The organism is Actinoallomurus sp. CA-142502 (assembly GCF_050936355.1).
Lineage (GTDB): Bacteria > Actinomycetota > Actinomycetes > Streptosporangiales > Streptosporangiaceae > Actinoallomurus > Actinoallomurus iriomotensis.
This window is the reverse complement of the sequence record NZ_JBNJMY010000001.1, coordinates 2,046,513-2,061,865: the sequence shown is the minus strand read 5'-3', so window position 1 is coordinate 2,061,865 and position 15,353 is coordinate 2,046,513. Positions and strand designations below refer to the sequence as shown.

The following is a 15,353-nucleotide window of genomic DNA, read 5'->3' as shown; positions in this document are numbered from 1 at the left end:
CCCCGAGGCTCACGGTCCCGGCGGTCCGCCGGAGGCGCCCTCGTCGGCCCCCCGCGTTTCTCCGTCACGGCTAGCGCTACGCTTCCGTGTGGCGTTTCGCGCGCCTGTCGAAACATCCCGGAATAACCCGCAAGGAGAGTAGGCCGCCGTGAGCCGCAACAGCCGCCGGGCGCTCGCCACCGCCGTCGCCGGCGTCTTCGCCATCGCCCCGCTGGTGACCGCTTGCGCCGCCGGACGGCATCCGCAGAGCGCGATGCCCACCCGCCTGGCCGAGGGCGTCAACGCCTCCGTGCACGCGGTCGACGTCCGCAACGCGTTCGTGCTCGGGCCCGCGCCGGGCAAGAAGCTGGCCGCCGGTGCCGACGCGCCGCTCTACGCGTGGTTCGTCAACAACGCCGCGACTCCGGACCGGCTCGTCGCGGCCGAGGCCCCGGGGGTGGCCCAGTCGGTGCAGATCGCCGGTGGAGCCCTCGCCCTGCCTCCGAACCAGCTCGTGGACACGGTCGAGAAGACCCCGCCGGCGCCACCGTCGGCGCCCACGCCGAGCGTGAGCCCGAGCCGTACGCCCAAGGCCCGCACGCACACCCCCACGGGCGGCGACGCCCCGAACACCACGAGCACGCCGCCGCAGCGGCCGCTGGCCAACCGGAGCCGCGCGGTCGCCCCGGCCACGACGCCGGCCGCCGCCCCCTCGTCGTCCTCGAAGCTGATCATCAAGGGCCTGGCGAAGGAGTACTCCGGCGGCGAGACGGTGCACGTGGTCCTGCACTTCCAGCAGGCCGGCACGCTGAACGTCGACCTGCCGGTCGTGCCCTGGAACGGCTACTACTCGACGTACTCCCCGGCGCCGGTCGCACCGGCTCCGCCGGCCACGCCGACCATGACGCCGCAGTCCACGCCGTCGGCCTCCAGCCCGGCCTCGCAGCCGACCGCCACCTCTTCCAAGGCGCACAAGGCGAAGACGCGGAAGAAGGCCTCGGCCACTCCGTCAGCCTGAGACACGACTGGAAAACCCCGCCGTCGCCGAGCGACGCGCGGGGTTCTTCATGTCCACGGGCGCCGGCGTGGAGCCGGCGCCCGTGAGGGGCTCACTCGTCGGGCTCGAACTTGTAGCCCAGTCCCCGTACGGTGATGATGAAACGCGGTGTCGAGGGGGCCGGCTCGATCTTGGCCCGCAGCCGCTTGATGTGGACGTCGAGGGTCTTGGTGTCCCCCACGTAGTCCGCCCCCCACACCCGGTCGATGAGCTGCATGCGGGTCAGCACCCGGCCGGCGTTGCGGAGCAGCACCTCCAGCAGCTCGAACTCCTTCAGCGGGAGCGGCACCTCGCGGCCCGAGACGGTGACGACATGGCGTTCGACGTCCATGCGCACCGGCCCGGCCTCGAGCGTGGGCGGGGCGAGCTCCTCGACGTCGCCCCGGCGCCGCAGGACGGCGCGGATGCGGGCCACGAGCTCACGTGAGGAGAACGGCTTGGTGACGTAGTCGTCCGCGCCCAGTTCGAGGCCGACGACCTTGTCCACCTCGCTGTCCTTGGCGGTCAGCATGATCACTGGGACGTTGGACTTGGTACGCAGTTCCCGGCACACCTCGGTGCCGGGCAATCCGGGCAACATCAGGTCGAGGAGGACGAGGTCGGCACCGGCGCGGTCGAAGGAGTCGAGGGCGTCGGGTCCGGTCGCCGCGACGGCGACCTCGAAGCCCTCCTTCCGCAACATGTACGACAGTGCGTCGCTGAACGACTCCTCGTCTTCCACGACGAGCACTCGAGTCACTGGGGGGCCTCCCGTACGGTGGCTGGCTCAGGGATTTCCTTCGCGGTCGCGGAGGTTGTCAACAACGGCAGGCGGATGGTGAACGTCGATCCGGAGCCTTCCTTGCTCCAGACGTTGACCTCGCCCCGATGCCGGGTCGCGGCGTGTTTGACGATGGCGAGCCCGAGGCCGGTGCCGCCGGTCTGGCGGGACCGCGCCGGGTCGACCCGATAGAAGCGTTCGAAGATGCGCTGCAGGTCCGCCTCCGGGATGCCGATGCCCTGGTCGGTCACGCTGATCTCCGCGTGCCGCTCATCGGCGAGCCGGGTGCAGACCACCACGCGTGTGTGCTCGGGGCTGTAGGCGACGGCGTTGTCGATGAAGTTGCGCACCGCGGTGATGAGCAGTTCTTCGTCGCCGTGGACGTTGAGCCCCTCACGGCCGCCGATGGCGAGGGTGATGTCCTTGGGTTCGGCCTTGAGCCGGCAGCGGTCCACGGCTTCGTGGACGACGTCGTCGAGGGACACGACCTTGGGTTCGGCCACCGGCTCGCCGCCCTGGAGGCGGGAGAGGGTGATCAGGTCCTGGACGACGTTCGTGAGGCGTACGGACTCGTGCTGCATGCGCTTGGCGAAGCGGCGCACGGCCTCGGGGTCGTCGGAGGCGTCCTCGATCGTCTCCGCCAGGAGCGAGAGGGCGCCGACCGGTGTCTTGAGCTCGTGGCTGACGTTGGCCACGAAGTCGCGGCGGATGGCCTCGACGCGGCGGAGCTCGGTCAGGTCCTCCGCGAGCACGAGGACGAGCCCGTTCGTGCCCATCGGCGCGACGCGGACCGCGAACCAGCGGCCCTCCCGCCGGCCGTGGATGACCTCGATCTCCTCCTCGCGGATCTCTCCGTCGCGGCGTACGAGGCGGGCCATGGCCAGGAGGGCGTCGACGACGAGCCGATCACCGCTGACGAGGCCGAAGGCACGCGCGGCCGAGCTGGCCCGCAGGACGCGGTCCTCACGGTCGATCACCACCGCGGACGAGCGCAGGACGCTGAGCACCGAGGCGACGCCTGCGGGAACTCCCCCGGCCTGCGCGGGAGCGGCGGCTGGGCGCTGGGCACGCTCGCTGACGCGCACGGCCAGGGCGGTCACCAGACCGGTCACCAGGCCAGCGGCGCCGGCAAGAGTCGCGACAACCTCCACATCCACATCTTGGATCGTAGGCGGGGCCGTGGCCAGCTCTGGCCCCGCATGCGCCTACCTGCAAGTACGTTCGCACAAAGTTAACCTGTCCCTCCACAGCCGTTCACGGCCGACGACCATCCTGCTATCCGGATAAAACTGCCTACTGAGCCGCCAAAAACCGTAAGGAATCAGATGCGAGACGCTTACCACGAGGAGCTGGACGGTCTCTCCGACAAGCTCGTGGAGATGACGCGGTTGGTGCGGTCGGCGATGGCCCGCGCCAGCACCGCCCTGCTCGACGCCGACCTGCGCCTCGCCGAAGAAGTGATCAGCGCCGACGAGCACGTCAACAAGCTCGAGACGGACATCGAGGAGACCGTCTTCGAGCTGATGGCCCGCCAGCAGCCGGTCGCCAGCGACCTGCGGACCCTCATCACCTCCCTGCGCATGAGCGGTGACCTGGAGCGGATGGGCGATCTCGCCGTCCACCTGGCCAAGACCGCGCGGCGGCGCCACCCGGAGTCGGCCATCCCGCCGGAGCTGCACGCGACCGTCCTGGAGATGGGCCAGATCGCCGAGCGCATGATCGCCAAGGCCGGCAGCGTGATCGCCTCGCAGGACGTCCAGATGGGCCTCGAACTGGACGCCGACGACGACCAGATGGACCGGCTGCACCGCCGGCTGTTCGACTCGATGCTGTCGCCGAAGTGGCGGCACGGCGTGGAGCCGGCCGTGGACATCTCGCTGGCCGGGCGCTACTTCGAACGCTTCGCCGACCACGCGGTGCACGTCGCGGAGGACGTCGTCTACCTGGTCACCGGGCAGCACCCCGAGGACATCGGCGAGGTCGCGGACTGACCCGCCGCCCGTACGCGAGAGGCCCCGGCGATCGCCGGGGCCTCTTCCGTCGCGGAGGCCCGCCCCGGCCAGGGATCGCGCCGCTCACCAGCCGAGCAGGAAGAGACAGAACAGGTGCCCGTGCGGGTCCCGCATCACCCGGACGCCCTCCGGCGTGGGCTGGTGCTCCTCCACCGTCGCCCCCAGCGCCACGGCCCGCGCCACCTCGGCGTCGAGGTCGTCGACGAGGACGTCGAGGTGCGCCTGCATCTGAGGGGTTCCGGGGCGCGGCGGCCAGACCGGCGGGACGTGGTCCGGTTCGAGCTGGAAGCTCAGACCGGGCCGCTCCTCGTCGGCGAAGCGCAGCCGGACCCACTCCGGCTCGCGGCTCACCTCGGTCATGCCGAGCAGGTCACGGTAGAAGTCGGCGAGCGCGGGCGGATCCGGCGTGCCGAGGACGAAGGCCCTGAGTGTCGTGCTCATCGCGGCATGCTTCCAGCCGGAAACCGACGGCACAACACGCCCACGTCCGGTACGGACACGCGGCCCCGGCTCGGCGGAGGGGCGGCCGACCTCGGCCGAACGGTGGCGGCGATCGATCTTCTCGGGGTGAGATCGTCCGGGTGAGGGCGGCGCCTGACGCGTCGCAGGGTAATGACGGGGAGCGAGGCGACGCCATGGTCAGCGGACGAGAGCCGGTCCGCCACCGGACGGGCGGGTGGTCCTGGGCCGGACCGGCCGTCGTCGCGGGCCTCGTACTCGCACCGGCGGGCGGATGCACGACGGAAAGATCCAGCGTGGCGAATCCGCCCAAGGCCCACGAAGCGCCGTTACCGACGGTGCACTACTCGTTCGGGACACAGCCCCCGCCGTGGACCAAGCCGCTCAACGAGGCGGGTGGCGCCGACGCCGCCGGGCTCGCCATGGGCCCGGCGGCGGGCACCGCCCGGCGCTTCGACAGCCATCTCGACGTCTTCGCGAACGGCAGGCCCATCCGGGTCGCCCCCGGTCTGGGGGTGGATGGAAGGCTCCTCTCCGAGGTGCGCACGCGCGGCAAGGGCATCCTGGTCGTCGCGTCCTCGGACCCCGGCAAACGCTTCACCCTGGGGCAGGTGTTCATGGAGTGGGGCGTGCGCCTCGAGCCGGCGCACCTCGGCGGGTTCACGGCCGACGCGGAGCACTCGCTCACCGCCTACGTCGACGGCGTCGAGCGGACCGGCGACCCGGCGATGATCGCGCTTCTTCCGCACCGTGAGATAACGCTGGTCTACGGAGCGCCCCCGCGCAGGATCCCCACGAGCTACGCCTTCCCGCGAGGGGAGTGAGGGCCGCGGCGCCCTCCCGGGAGAGGTGGTCACCGGCGATGGCGGCCGGTGCGACGAGGGGCGAGGCCGCGAACGCCGCCGCGACAGCCGTGGAAACCAGTCGCGCGCGGCCCTCTCATCTGCGGCGGATACGCAGGTGAGAGGGCCTTTCCATGGTCAGAACTACTTCTTGCCCTGGTTCTTGACCGCCTCGATGGACGCCTCCGCGGCCGCCGGGTCGAGGTACTCGCCGCCCTTCTTGCGCGGCTCGAAGTCGTCGTCGAGCTCGTACAGCAGCGGGATGCCGGTCGGGATGTTCAGGCCCGCGATTTCCTCGTCGGAGATGCCGTCGAGGTGCTTGACGAGCGCCCGGATGGAGTTGCCGTGCGCCGCGAGCAGCACGGTCCTGCCTGCGGCGAGGTCCGGGACGATCGCGTCGTACCAGTACGGCAGCAGCCGGTCCACCACGTCCGCGAGGCACTCGGTGCGCGGGATGAGCTCCGACGGCAGGAGCGCGTAGCGCGCGTCGTTGACCTGGGAGAGCGGGTCGTCATCCGCGATCGGCGGAGGCGGCGTGTCGTAGGAGCGGCGCCAGGTCATGAACTGCTCCTCGCCGAACTCCTCGAGCGTCTGCTTCTTGTTCTTGCCCTGCAGCGCGCCGTAGTGCCGCTCGTTGAGCCGCCAGGACCGCCGGACCGGGATCCACAGCTGCTCCGCCGCGTCGAGCGCGATGTTGGCCGTGCGGATCGCGCGCTTGAGCACCGAGGTGTGCACGACGTCGAGCTTCAGGTCGGCGTCGAGCAGCAGGTCACCCCCGTTGACCGCCTCTTCTTCGCCCTTCTCGGACAGGTCGACGTCAACCCAGCCGGTGAACAGGTTCTCGGCGTTCCAGACGCTCTCTCCGTGCCGGAGAAGTACCAATGTCGCCATAGCCAGCGAGCCTACTGGGTGGACCTTCTCCGCCGGAAAACGCGGGTCGCCCTCGGCGTACGCGCCGCGGGCTCAGGCCTTGCGGGCGACCCCGGCCAGGAAGTACGGACGGCGGTACTTGTCGGCGATACGGCGGGTCTCCACCGAGTCCGGGCGCCACTGGGCGACGTTGACCACGCCGGGTTCGAGGAGTTCCAGATCGCCGAAGAAGCCGCGGATGCGGTCCGGCGTACGGGCCACGATGGGCATCGTGGAGTGGCGGTAGACCTCGGTGACGCCGGGCACCGACTCGGGAAGCGCGTCGCCGCAGACATGGCTCAGCACGAGGTGACCGCCCGGCGGCAGCGCTTCGCGGAACCGCGCCACGACCGCCTCGGGGTCGTCGGCGTCCGGGAGGAAGTGCACGATCGCCAGCAGCAGGATCGCGATCGGCTGGTCGAAGTCGAGGCGCTTGCGCACCTCGGGGTCGTCCAGGATCTCCTCGGGGTGGCGCATGTCGGCCTGGACGATGTCGACGTTCTGGGCGCCGCCGAGGATGGCGCGGCCGTGGGTGAGCACGACCGGGTCGTTGTCCACGTAGACCACGCGGGCGTCCGGAGCGACGCGCTGGGCCACCTCGTGGACGTTGTTCTGGGTCGGCAGGCCCGTGCCGACGTCGAGGAACTGCCGGGTGCCGGTCTCGGCCAGGTGGCGTACGGCGCGGCCCATGAACGCCCGGTTCTGCTGGGCCGCGAGCCGGATCTGCGGCGCGAACTCCAGGGCCTTCTCGGCGGCCTCCCGGTCGGCGCCGAAATTGTCCTTGCCGCCCAGGTAGTAGTCGTACATCCGGGCGACGTTGGGGGTGCTCAGGTCGACCTCGCGCGGCTCCCCGGCCCGGTCATCCACGACGTACCCCCGTTCGATCCGAGCTGCCGGACAGAACTCAACCACCACTCGCCACGATCAGTAACGGAACCGTACAGAAAACTGAAACGCGTTTCAATCGCCCGCACCGGGGATGATCCGGGCGAACGGCTGGAGGTTGGCGAGGCTCTCACCGCGCTTGACCCGCCAGTCCCACTCCCGCTGGATCGAGCCGGCGAATCCGATCTCCAGCGCGCGGTCGAAGTTGTCGTCGGAGTAGGTGAGCACGCAGCCGAGGATGCGGTCGATCTCCTCGGGCGTCACCGCCGACAGGGGCAGCCGGCCGACCAGGTAGACGTCACCGGTCTCGTCCAGCGCGAACGCCACGCCGTACATCCCGCCGTTCTTGCGGAGCAGGAACCGGTAGAACTCCTCGTGGTTCTCGTCCGGCTGGCGGCAGAAGAACGCCTCGACGTGCAGGCTGTGCCCGCCGACGATGAGCCAGGTCATCGTGGCGAGCTTGTGCTGCCCGGGCAGCTTGACCAGGTAGGCGCCGGCGCGCGGCCGTTCGTACTCCAGCCCCTGATCGTCCAGGATCGCCTTGAGTGACGTGTCCGCCTCGCTCATCATCGCTCCTCGGGTCGCTCTGGAAAGCCTCCATCATGTACGACGGGCACTCACGCCGACGCGGCCATCGCCCGCTCCCCCACCGCCTGGGTGTAGACCTCCAGCAGCCGGTCGACCGTCGTCTGCCAGCCGAACGCCCTGCTGTGCCGTACGGCGGCAGCGGACATCCGGCGCAGCCGGCCCGGAGCGCCGAGCAGGTCGGCCAGCACGCGGGCGTAGTCGACCGGGTCGTGTCCGCGGACGAGCACCCCGGACTCGCCGTCGCGCACGGCCGTGCGCAGGCCGCCGACCCCGGCCGCGACCACGGGCGTGCCGCACGCCTGCGACTCGACCGCGACCAGCCCGAACGACTCGCTGTGCGACGGCACGACGGTGACGTCGGCCGCGCGGTACCAGTCGGCCAGCTCGGCCTGGGGACACGGCGGCTCGAAGCGCATGACGTCGGCGACGCCCAGGCGCGCGGCGAGTTCGACCAGCTCCGTGGGCCGCGTACGGCCCGAGCCGCTGGGGCCGCCCACGACGGTGACGAGCAGGCGCTCGCGCAGGCGCGGTTCGCGCTCCACCAGCGCGGCCGCGGCGCGGACGAGCACGTCCGGGGCCTTCAGCGGCTGGATGCGGCCGACGAACAGCAGCATCGCGCGGTCCCGCGGCACACCGAGGCGATGGCGCGCCTCCTCGGTGTCCTCCGGCGTGAACGTCCGCAGGTCGACGCCGGGCAGGACGGTCTGCACCTGATGCGGATCGGCGTCGTACAGCGTGCGGAGCTGCTCCGCCTCGTCGGCCGTGTTGGCGATCAGGCGGTCGGCGCTCTCGACGACCCGCTGCTCGCCCAGGACCCGGCCGAGCGGCTCCGGCGCGTCACCGTCGGCGAGCGCGGCGTTCTTGACCTTGGCGAGCGTGTGCATCGAGTGGACCAGCGGGACACCCCAGCGCAGGCGCGCGGCGTGGCCCGCCTGCCCGGAGAGCCAGTAGTGGGAGTGGATCAGGTCGTAGTGGCCGGGCTCGTGGGCGGCCTCGGTGCGCAGCAGGCCCGAGGTGAACGCGCACATCTGGCGCGGCAGCTCCGACTTGTCCAGTTCCTCCAGCGGTCCGGCGGTGACGTGCCGGACCATCACGCCAGGTGCCAGCTCGACGTCCGGCGGCAGCGCCCGTGAGGTCGCCCGCGTGAACAGGTCGACCTCGATGCCGCGTTCCGCCAGCCGCTTGGCGACCTCGACGATGTAGACGTTCATTCCCCCGGCGTCCCCCGTACCCGGCTGGTCCAGGGGCGACGTATGAACACTGATCGTCGCCACCCGGGCAAGACGTGACACGGACACCACCTCCGATAAGAGAACCTATCCACCGCAACGCGACATTCCCCCGCCGGGTGTCCCCGGTCGGCCCGGCCGCAAACGGGCTGCGATGATGGCTCCCGTGCGTAAGACAGCAGTGGTGACCGGGGCGAGCAGCGGCATCGGCGCGGCGACCGCGCGCCGGCTCGCCGCCGAGGGGTTCGACGTCGTACTGGCCGCGCGCCGGCTCGACCGCCTCGAGAAGCTCAAGGTGGAGATCGACGCCGCGGATCCGGCCGGGCGCCGTCCCGCCACGGTTCACGCGCTCGACGTGACCTCGGCGGAGTCGGTCGCCGCCCTGGCCGAGGCCGTGCGCGGCTGCCACGTGCTGGTCAACAACGCCGGTGGGGCGTTCGGCCTGGACCCGGTGTCGGCCGCCGACCCCGACGACTGGCAGCGCATGTACGACACCAACGTGCTCGGCCTGATGCGCATCACGAAGGCGCTGCTGCCGAAGCTGGTCGAGAGCGGCGCCGGCCACATCGTCAACATCACCTCGCTCGCCGGGCACGCGGTGTACGAGGGCGGCGCCGGCTACACCGCCGCCAAGCACGCCGCCGCCGCGGTCAACGACACGCTCCGCCTGGAGCTGTACGACCAGCCGGTCCGCGTCACCGAGATCGCGCCCGGCATGGTGGAGACCGAGGAGTTCTCGCTGGTCCGTTTCAAGGGCGACGCGGACAAGGCGGCCAAGACGTACGAGGGCGTGGCCGAGCCGCTGGTCGCCGATGACATCGCCGACTGCGTCGCCTGGGCGGTGACCCGGCCCGCGCACGTCAACATCGACCGCATCGACGTGAAGCCGCGCGCCCAGGCCGCCCCGCACAAGGTCCACCGGGTCTGAGGGACCGCGCCGGCGCATGCCTCGGGCACGGCGTCCCGAGGGGACGATCACACGGGGGAAGACGGCGCCCAACCGGCTGCGCCGCGTCGACCGCTGGATCGTCCGCGTCCACGGCCCGGAACTGCGCCGCCAGGAACGGCCGCTCGTCGTGGACCTGGGGTACGGCGCGTCGCCGATCACGACCGTCGAGCTGTTCGGCCGGCTCCGCGCGGTGCATCCGCGGGTCGAGGTCGTCGGCATCGAGATCGACCCGGACCGCGTCGCGGCGGCCCGGCCGTACGAACGGGAGGGGCTGTCGTTCCGGCTCGGCGGCTTCGAGCTGCCGGTGGAACGGCCGCCGGCGCTGATCCGTGCGTTCAACGTGCTGCGGCAGTACGAGGAGGCCGAGGCCTGGCAGGCCTGGGACCGCCTGTGCGCGGGCCTGGCCCCCGGCGGTGTGCTCGTGGAGGGCACCTGCGACGAGATCGGCCGCCGCGCGGTGTGGGTGTCCCTGCGCCGTACGACCGGTGAGGCCCCGGCCCGCGCGGACGTGCCGGCGGCGCGTGGCCCGGTGGCGGCCGGCGGCCTGTGGGGACGGAGCGGCAGGTGGGAGCCTGGAAGCCCGTGGGAGGCGGAAGGTGGGCCAGCGGCGGCCGGCCCGTGGGAACCGAGCGGCCGAGGGGAATCCGGTAGCGCGCGGGAGGCGGGAGGCAGGCCAGAGACGGCCGGCCCGTGGGAGTCCGGCAACGCGCGCGAGGCGTCCCGGCGTCGTGGGCCGGGCGGCCGGCGGGCGGTGCCGCGCCCGCGCGACGGCGAGCCGGCCGGCGTACCGCAGACGATCACGTTCGCGGCGCACCTCCCGACGCTGTCCCGTCCCTCGGACCTGACCGAACGGCTGCCCAAGACGCTGATCCACCGCAACGTGCCCGGAGAGCCGGTGCACGCGCTGCTGACCGCCTTCGACCGCGCGTGGGCCAGTGCGGCGCCCCGCTCGGTGTTCGGCCCGCGCCAGCGGTGGATCGCGGCGGTGGAGTTGCTCTCCCGCGAGTTCCCGGTGCACACCACCCCGCCACTCGGCGGCCGGGGACGGTGGCGTCTCGGCGAGGTGACCGCCCCCTGGCCCACCGTCGCTCCACGACCAGGTGGCCCTTGACCGGCCGCAGGAGGCCGCCGGGCGCGGGCCCCTCCCGCTCCGGGGCCCCGCGTGATCGTCAACGGCGGGACGCCCCCTCGATCGGCGAGGACGACTTCTCGTCCGCTCCGGCGATCACCTTCGGCTCGGCCGGCTTCGCAGGACGGCGCCGAGTCCTCGTACCGGCTCGGCGCCGTCGCACCGATCAGCGGCGCGTACGCCTTCCGCGACGCCGAGATTCCGGCTCGCCTCGCCGGCCGTGGGATCAACCCGAAGACGGCCGTTGCGTACACGACCCACCTGCTGGTCGCGTGGAACCGCCACGACTACGAGGGTTCCCTGCACCTCGGGACCGCGGTCCGTGGCACTGCGGCAATCGTTGACCGGTTCGCCCACCTGCCCGCCTGCCCTATGAGGGCCTGAGGCAGGTCAGCCCTTCAGCGCGCGGGCGAAGGCCGCGTACACGTCGTCGCTGAACAGGACGAAGCGGGCCTCCTCCACCGGGGATTCGGTTTCGCGGACGGTGCCGACCGCGATGCGGGCCGCGTCGTCGAGGGGCCAGCCGTAGATGCCGGCCGAGACCGCCGGGAAGGCGACCGTGCGGGCGCCCAGTTCGGCGGCGACCCGGAGCGACTCGCGGTAGCAGGAGGCGAGCAGCGCGGACCGGTCCTCCGACTTGGCGTACACCGGGCCGACGGTGTGGATCACCCAGCGGGCGGGCAGTCGTCCGGCGGTCGTGGCCACCGCCTGTCCGGTCGGCAGGCCCTTGCCGTACTTCGACGCCCGCAGTTGCCGGCACTCCGCCAGAATCTCCGGTCCGCCCCTGCGGTGGATCGCCCCGTCCACCCCACCGCCGCCGAGCAGCGAGGAGTTCGCCGCGTTGACGACCGCGTCGGTGTCCTGCTCCGTGATGTCCCCGAGGACCAACGTGATGCGCATGTCCCCAGCCTCCCAGTGACGCACGCCCACGGGCCCGTCCTCCTTATAGACAGCGGTATCTGTTTGCTTGTTAGGCTGCTCCTCCAGGCCTGACCTTCGCTGGAGGACGTGCGTTGCATCCGCTTCAAGCCGGAGATCCGGCCTGGGTCGGCCAGTACCGGCTGCTCGCCCGCCTGGGCGCCGGCGGCATGGGAACGGTCTTCCTCGCCCGGTCGCCGGGCGCCCGGCTCGCCGCCCTCAAGATCGTACGGCCGGAGTACGCCGAGGACGAGGGTTTCCGTGCGCGGTTCCGGCGGGAGATCACCGCCGCCCGCAGGGTCAGCGGCCTCTACACCGCGCCGGTGCTGGACGGTGACGCCGACGCGCCACTGCCCTGGCTCGCCGTCGGCTACGTGGCCGCGCCCACGCTGGCCGAGGCCGTCAACGCCCTCGGCCCGATGCTGGAGGCCGGGCTGCGTTCGCTGGGCGCCGGGCTGGCCGAGGCGCTGCTGGCCGTCCACGCGGCGGGCCTGGTCCACCGCGACCTCAAGCCGGGCAACATCCTGCTGGCCGACGACGGCCCCAAGGTCATCGACTTCGGCATCAGCAAGGACCTCGACGCCTCACGGCTCACCGGTAGCGGCGGCATGGTCGGGACACCGGCGTACATGTCGCCCGAGCAGATCACCGCCCGCGCGGACGTCGGCCCGCCGTCCGACGTGTTCTCGCTGGCGGGGGTGCTGGTGTACGCGGCCACCGGCGTCGGTCCCTTCGGCTCCGCGGACTCGGCCTCCCTGCTCTACCAGGTGCTGTACGGAGAGCCGCGGCTGGACGGGGTGCCCGCGCCGCTGCGCGGGCTGCTGGCCGCCTGCCTGGACAAGGAGCCGGCCGGCCGCCCGGAGCCGGCGGCGCTGCTGGAGGCGTTCGCCCCCTCCGATCCGGCGGCGCTCATCTCCCCCGCGCTCCGCCGGGAGGTGGCCGTACGGGAGGCGGAGGCCGCCGCGGTGTCGAACGCGCCCGTCACCACGCCTCCGCCGCGGGTCGAAGAAACGGTCGCGAACCACCCGAGCCGACGGCGCGTCCTGCGCCTGGCGGCCGTCGCGGCCGTCGGCGTGGTGGGCGCCGGCGGCGGCGCCACGGCGTGGGCGCTGACGCGCCGGAGCGCGAGGCCCGCCGAGCCGGCCCCGCGAGCGACCGGCCTCGTGGCGGCGCCCGCGCCCGCCTGGTCCCTGGCCTGGCCCGGGGACCTCGCCGACGGCCTCGATCTGGGTCTCTCGGTGGCGGGCGACGTGCTGGTATGGCGCGGACGCGAGGGGTTCTGCGGGATCGAGGCCGCCTCGGGGCGCCGGCTCTGGACCCTCAGCCGCCCGAACGGTGACACGTTCGGCCCCGGCTATCGGGCCTTCGGAAGCACGGTCCTCGGTCTCGGCGCGCGGGACACCTCCGAGGCGAACGTCGTTCACGTCATCGACGCGAGGACGGGGGACGCCAGGCCGGTCGAGCTGCCCGGCGAGGTCACCGACGCGTACGGGATGACCGGTGACACGGCGTTCGTGGGCGTGCGCGGGGACGGCGACCGGACGACCGTGCTCGCCGTGGACCTGGGCGACGGGCGCGTCCGGTGGCGCCATCCGAGCGACGCCGAGTCGGTCACCGGCGTCACCGACGGCGGCTCGCTGTACGTCATGACTCCCTCGAAGATCATCGGTCTCGACGCCGTCACCGGGGCGCGGCGCTGGACCCATACCTGGTTCACCGGTGAGGCGAGCAGATCCAAGGCGTACCCTCTGACGCTCGGCGACGGCCTGCTGTTCTTCGGCGCCTCCGGCCAATCCAGCTTCCAGGCGATCAGCACTCGCGACGGGACCCCGGCGTGGAAGAAGCCCGCCGACGACCTTCAACACCCCGTGCTGCCCCTGGCTCCCGCCGTGTACATGGCCGGGCAGAAGGGGTTCTACGCCTATGACCAGGCCACCGGGGCCCTTCGGTGGCAGCAGACCTCCAGCCCCACCGACCTGGACTTCCTGCCCGGCGCCTCCGCCGGTGGCTCCTCTCGCCTTCTCGCCGCGACGTTCACCGGCAGCTCGAACTCGGCCCACGTCACCGAGCACGCCGGCTTCTTCGTCGCCGGCACCGGCGGCGGGCCGGCCTGGGCGCACTGGGGGCCGTCCTACAACGCCGGCGAGTGGGGTCTGGCCGTGTCCGGGTCGGCGGTCTACGCGACCGACAACCGGCGGTTGTACTGCTTCCGGGGCGCTTCCTGATGGCGGCTCTGAAGCCTGGCGATCCCGGCCGGGTGGGCCGGTACCGGCTGCTGCGGCGGCTGGGTGAGGGCGGCATGGGCCGCGTCTACCTGGGCGTGTCCCCCGCGGGCCGGGCGGTGGCGGTCAAGGTCGTACGGCCCGAGGTGGCGGACGACCCGATGTTCCGGGCCCGGTTCCGCGCCGAGGTGGAGGCCGCGAAAAAGGTCAGCGGCGCCTTCACCAGCCCGGTCGTGGACGCCGACCCGGACGGGACCGTGCCCTGGCTGGCGACCGCGTACGTGAACGGGCTCAACCTGAAGGACGCCGTCGAGCGGCACGGCCCGATGCCCGAGCAGGTGCCGCGGACGCTCGGCGCGGGGCTCGGCGAGGCGCTGGTCGCCATCCACCGGGCGGGGCTGCTGCACCGCGACCTCAAGCCGGCCAACATCCTGCTGGCCAAGGACGGCCCACGGGTCATCGACTTCGGCATCAGCAGGGCCGCCGACCGCACCCGGCTCACCTCCGAGGGCCAGTTCATCGGTTCGCCGGGTTACATGTCGCCCGAACAGATCCGGGGAGCGGACCTGTCTCCGGCCGGCGACGTGTTCGCCTTCGGCGCGGTGCTGGCCTTCGCCGCCACCGGTCGCCCGCCGTTCGGAACCGGGCCCGTGCACACCGTCATCCACCGGACCCTGCACGAGCCGCCCGACCTGGACGGCGTGCCGCCGTCGCTGACGGCGATGGTCACCGCCTGTCTGAGCGCCGACCCCGGCCGCCGTCCGCCCGCCGCGCTGCTGCCCCGGCTGCTGGCCGCCCGGCCGCTCGCGGACGGCTGGCTGCCCGACACCATCGACCATGAACTCGGGCAGCGCGAGCACACGCTCGTCCTGGACCTGCGAGCGGTCACCCGCGCCCGGACGCGGCGCCGGCTGCTGCTGGGCGGGGCCGCGGCGGCCGGTCTCGCGGCGGCCGGCGGCGGCACCGCCGCGGCGCTGGCGGCGACGGCCCGGGGCGGGCGGGCGACGCCCCCGCCCCGGTTCCTGTGGCGAGCCACCCTGCCCACCGGCGGCGACATCATGACGCCGCAGGTCTTCGCCCGCGCGGTCGTCGTCTTCGGGTCCGTCACGACGTCGTCGGCCTACGACGCCGCCACGGGACGGAGCCTGTGGTCGGCCCCGATGCGCGGCGTCGCCACCGACCGCACTCTCATCTACACGGTCCAGGGCGACGAGATCGTGGCGATGGACCCCTCCTCACGGGCACGGCGCTGGAGTTCGTCCCTGCCGTCCGGCTTCACCGTGCACGGCCTGTGCGGCCCGGCCGGCGGGCTGCTCGCGCTGATCGACCGGGACGGGACGATCATCGGCCTCGACGCCCGTACCGGCAGGCGGCGGTGGACCCACCACGCTCCGGCGGCGACCGAGCTCCGGGGG

At 72.6% G+C, this 15,353-nt stretch carries 14 protein-coding genes and 1 pseudogene; 7 read left to right on the top strand and 8 right to left on the bottom strand.

Translation table 11 applies throughout. The features are described 5' to 3' along the window. Positions 1-148: 148 nt before the first annotated feature. Positions 149-997 carry a hypothetical protein gene (locus ACQEV1_RS10065; RefSeq protein WP_433393241.1) on the top strand — a complete coding sequence of 283 codons (849 nt, stop codon included), beginning with the start codon at positions 149-151 and terminating at the stop codon, positions 995-997. Positions 998-1,088: 91 nt separating this feature from the next. Here ACQEV1_RS10065 and ACQEV1_RS10060 read toward each other — a convergent pair whose 3' ends face one another. Both ACQEV1_RS10060 and ACQEV1_RS10055 read right to left on the bottom strand, forming a co-directional pair. Then, positions 1,089-1,775 (bottom strand): response regulator transcription factor, encoded by a 687-nt coding sequence (locus ACQEV1_RS10060; RefSeq protein ID WP_285568311.1) that lies wholly within the window; start codon positions 1,773-1,775, stop codon positions 1,089-1,091. Then, a complete protein-coding gene (locus tag ACQEV1_RS10055; RefSeq protein WP_285620673.1) occupies positions 1,772-2,953 on the bottom strand; it encodes a sensor histidine kinase in 1,182 nt (393 codons plus the stop codon). The genes ACQEV1_RS10060 and ACQEV1_RS10055 overlap by 4 nt, the downstream gene beginning before the upstream one ends. A gap of 168 nt (positions 2,954-3,121) precedes the next feature. Here ACQEV1_RS10055 and phoU point away from each other — a divergent pair, with 168 nt between their 5' ends. Further along, positions 3,122-3,787 carry a phosphate signaling complex protein PhoU gene (gene phoU, locus ACQEV1_RS10050; RefSeq protein WP_285620675.1) on the top strand — a complete coding sequence of 222 codons (666 nt, stop codon included), beginning with the start codon at positions 3,122-3,124 and terminating at the stop codon, positions 3,785-3,787. An 84-nt stretch (positions 3,788-3,871) separates the two neighbouring features. Here the strand turns inward: phoU and ACQEV1_RS10045 are convergent, their stop codons facing one another. After that, positions 3,872-4,249: a VOC family protein gene (locus tag ACQEV1_RS10045; RefSeq protein WP_285620677.1), complete on the bottom strand. Its 378-nt coding sequence runs from the start codon at positions 4,247-4,249 to the stop codon at positions 3,872-3,874. Positions 4,250-4,443: 194 nt separating this feature from the next. On the opposite strand from ACQEV1_RS10045, the gene ACQEV1_RS10040 reads away from it, so the two are divergent. After that, positions 4,444-5,091 carry a hypothetical protein gene (locus tag ACQEV1_RS10040; RefSeq protein WP_433393238.1) on the top strand — a complete coding sequence of 216 codons (648 nt, stop codon included), beginning with the start codon at positions 4,444-4,446 and terminating at the stop codon, positions 5,089-5,091. Positions 5,092-5,253: 162 nt separating this feature from the next. On the opposite strand, the gene ACQEV1_RS10035 is transcribed toward ACQEV1_RS10040, so the two are convergent. The 4 genes from ACQEV1_RS10035 to mshA all read right to left on the bottom strand — a co-directional run bounded on the left by ACQEV1_RS10035 (position 5,254) and on the right by mshA (position 8,783). Continuing rightward, positions 5,254-6,000, bottom strand: coding sequence for a phosphoglyceromutase (locus tag ACQEV1_RS10035; RefSeq protein ID WP_433393236.1), 747 nt, complete (start codon positions 5,998-6,000; stop codon positions 5,254-5,256). Positions 6,001-6,072: 72 nt separating this feature from the next. After that, positions 6,073-6,885: an SAM-dependent methyltransferase gene (locus tag ACQEV1_RS10030; RefSeq protein WP_433393234.1), complete on the bottom strand. Its 813-nt coding sequence runs from the start codon at positions 6,883-6,885 to the stop codon at positions 6,073-6,075. 93 nt (positions 6,886-6,978) lie between these two features. After that, entirely contained in the window at positions 6,979-7,470 is a 492-nt protein-coding gene (locus tag ACQEV1_RS10025; RefSeq protein WP_285568297.1) for a YbjN domain-containing protein, read from the bottom strand. 50 nt (positions 7,471-7,520) lie between these two features. After that, positions 7,521-8,783 carry a D-inositol-3-phosphate glycosyltransferase gene (gene mshA, locus ACQEV1_RS10020; RefSeq protein WP_432705565.1) on the bottom strand — a complete coding sequence of 421 codons (1,263 nt, stop codon included), beginning with the start codon at positions 8,781-8,783 and terminating at the stop codon, positions 7,521-7,523. A gap of 103 nt (positions 8,784-8,886) precedes the next feature. Here mshA and ACQEV1_RS10015 point away from each other — a divergent pair, with 103 nt between their 5' ends. Together ACQEV1_RS10015 and ACQEV1_RS10010 are read left to right on the top strand one after the other, a co-directional pair. Next, positions 8,887-9,648, top strand: coding sequence for an SDR family NAD(P)-dependent oxidoreductase (locus ACQEV1_RS10015; RefSeq protein ID WP_285568293.1), 762 nt, complete (start codon positions 8,887-8,889; stop codon positions 9,646-9,648). 16 nt (positions 9,649-9,664) lie between these two features. Further along, a complete protein-coding gene (locus ACQEV1_RS10010; protein ID WP_433393231.1) occupies positions 9,665-10,780 on the top strand; it encodes a class I SAM-dependent methyltransferase in 1,116 nt (371 codons plus the stop codon). A 408-nt stretch (positions 10,781-11,188) separates the two neighbouring features. On the opposite strand, the gene ACQEV1_RS10005 is transcribed toward ACQEV1_RS10010, so the two are convergent. Next, positions 11,189-11,698, bottom strand: a complete 510-nt coding sequence (locus tag ACQEV1_RS10005; RefSeq protein ID WP_285620691.1) for an O-acetyl-ADP-ribose deacetylase — start codon at positions 11,696-11,698, stop codon at positions 11,189-11,191. A 113-nt stretch (positions 11,699-11,811) separates the two neighbouring features. On the opposite strand from ACQEV1_RS10005, the gene ACQEV1_RS10000 reads away from it, so the two are divergent. Then, complete coding sequence (locus tag ACQEV1_RS10000) at positions 11,812-13,941, top strand: protein kinase domain-containing protein (RefSeq protein ID WP_433393228.1); 2,130 nt, start codon at positions 11,812-11,814, stop codon at positions 13,939-13,941. Beyond that, positions 13,941-15,350 (top strand): annotated as a pseudogene (locus tag ACQEV1_RS09995) (protein kinase domain-containing protein); the annotation flags it as partial. The gene ACQEV1_RS10000 and the pseudogene ACQEV1_RS09995, both read left to right, overlap by 1 nt. Between the last annotated feature and the right edge of the window lie 3 nt (positions 15,351-15,353).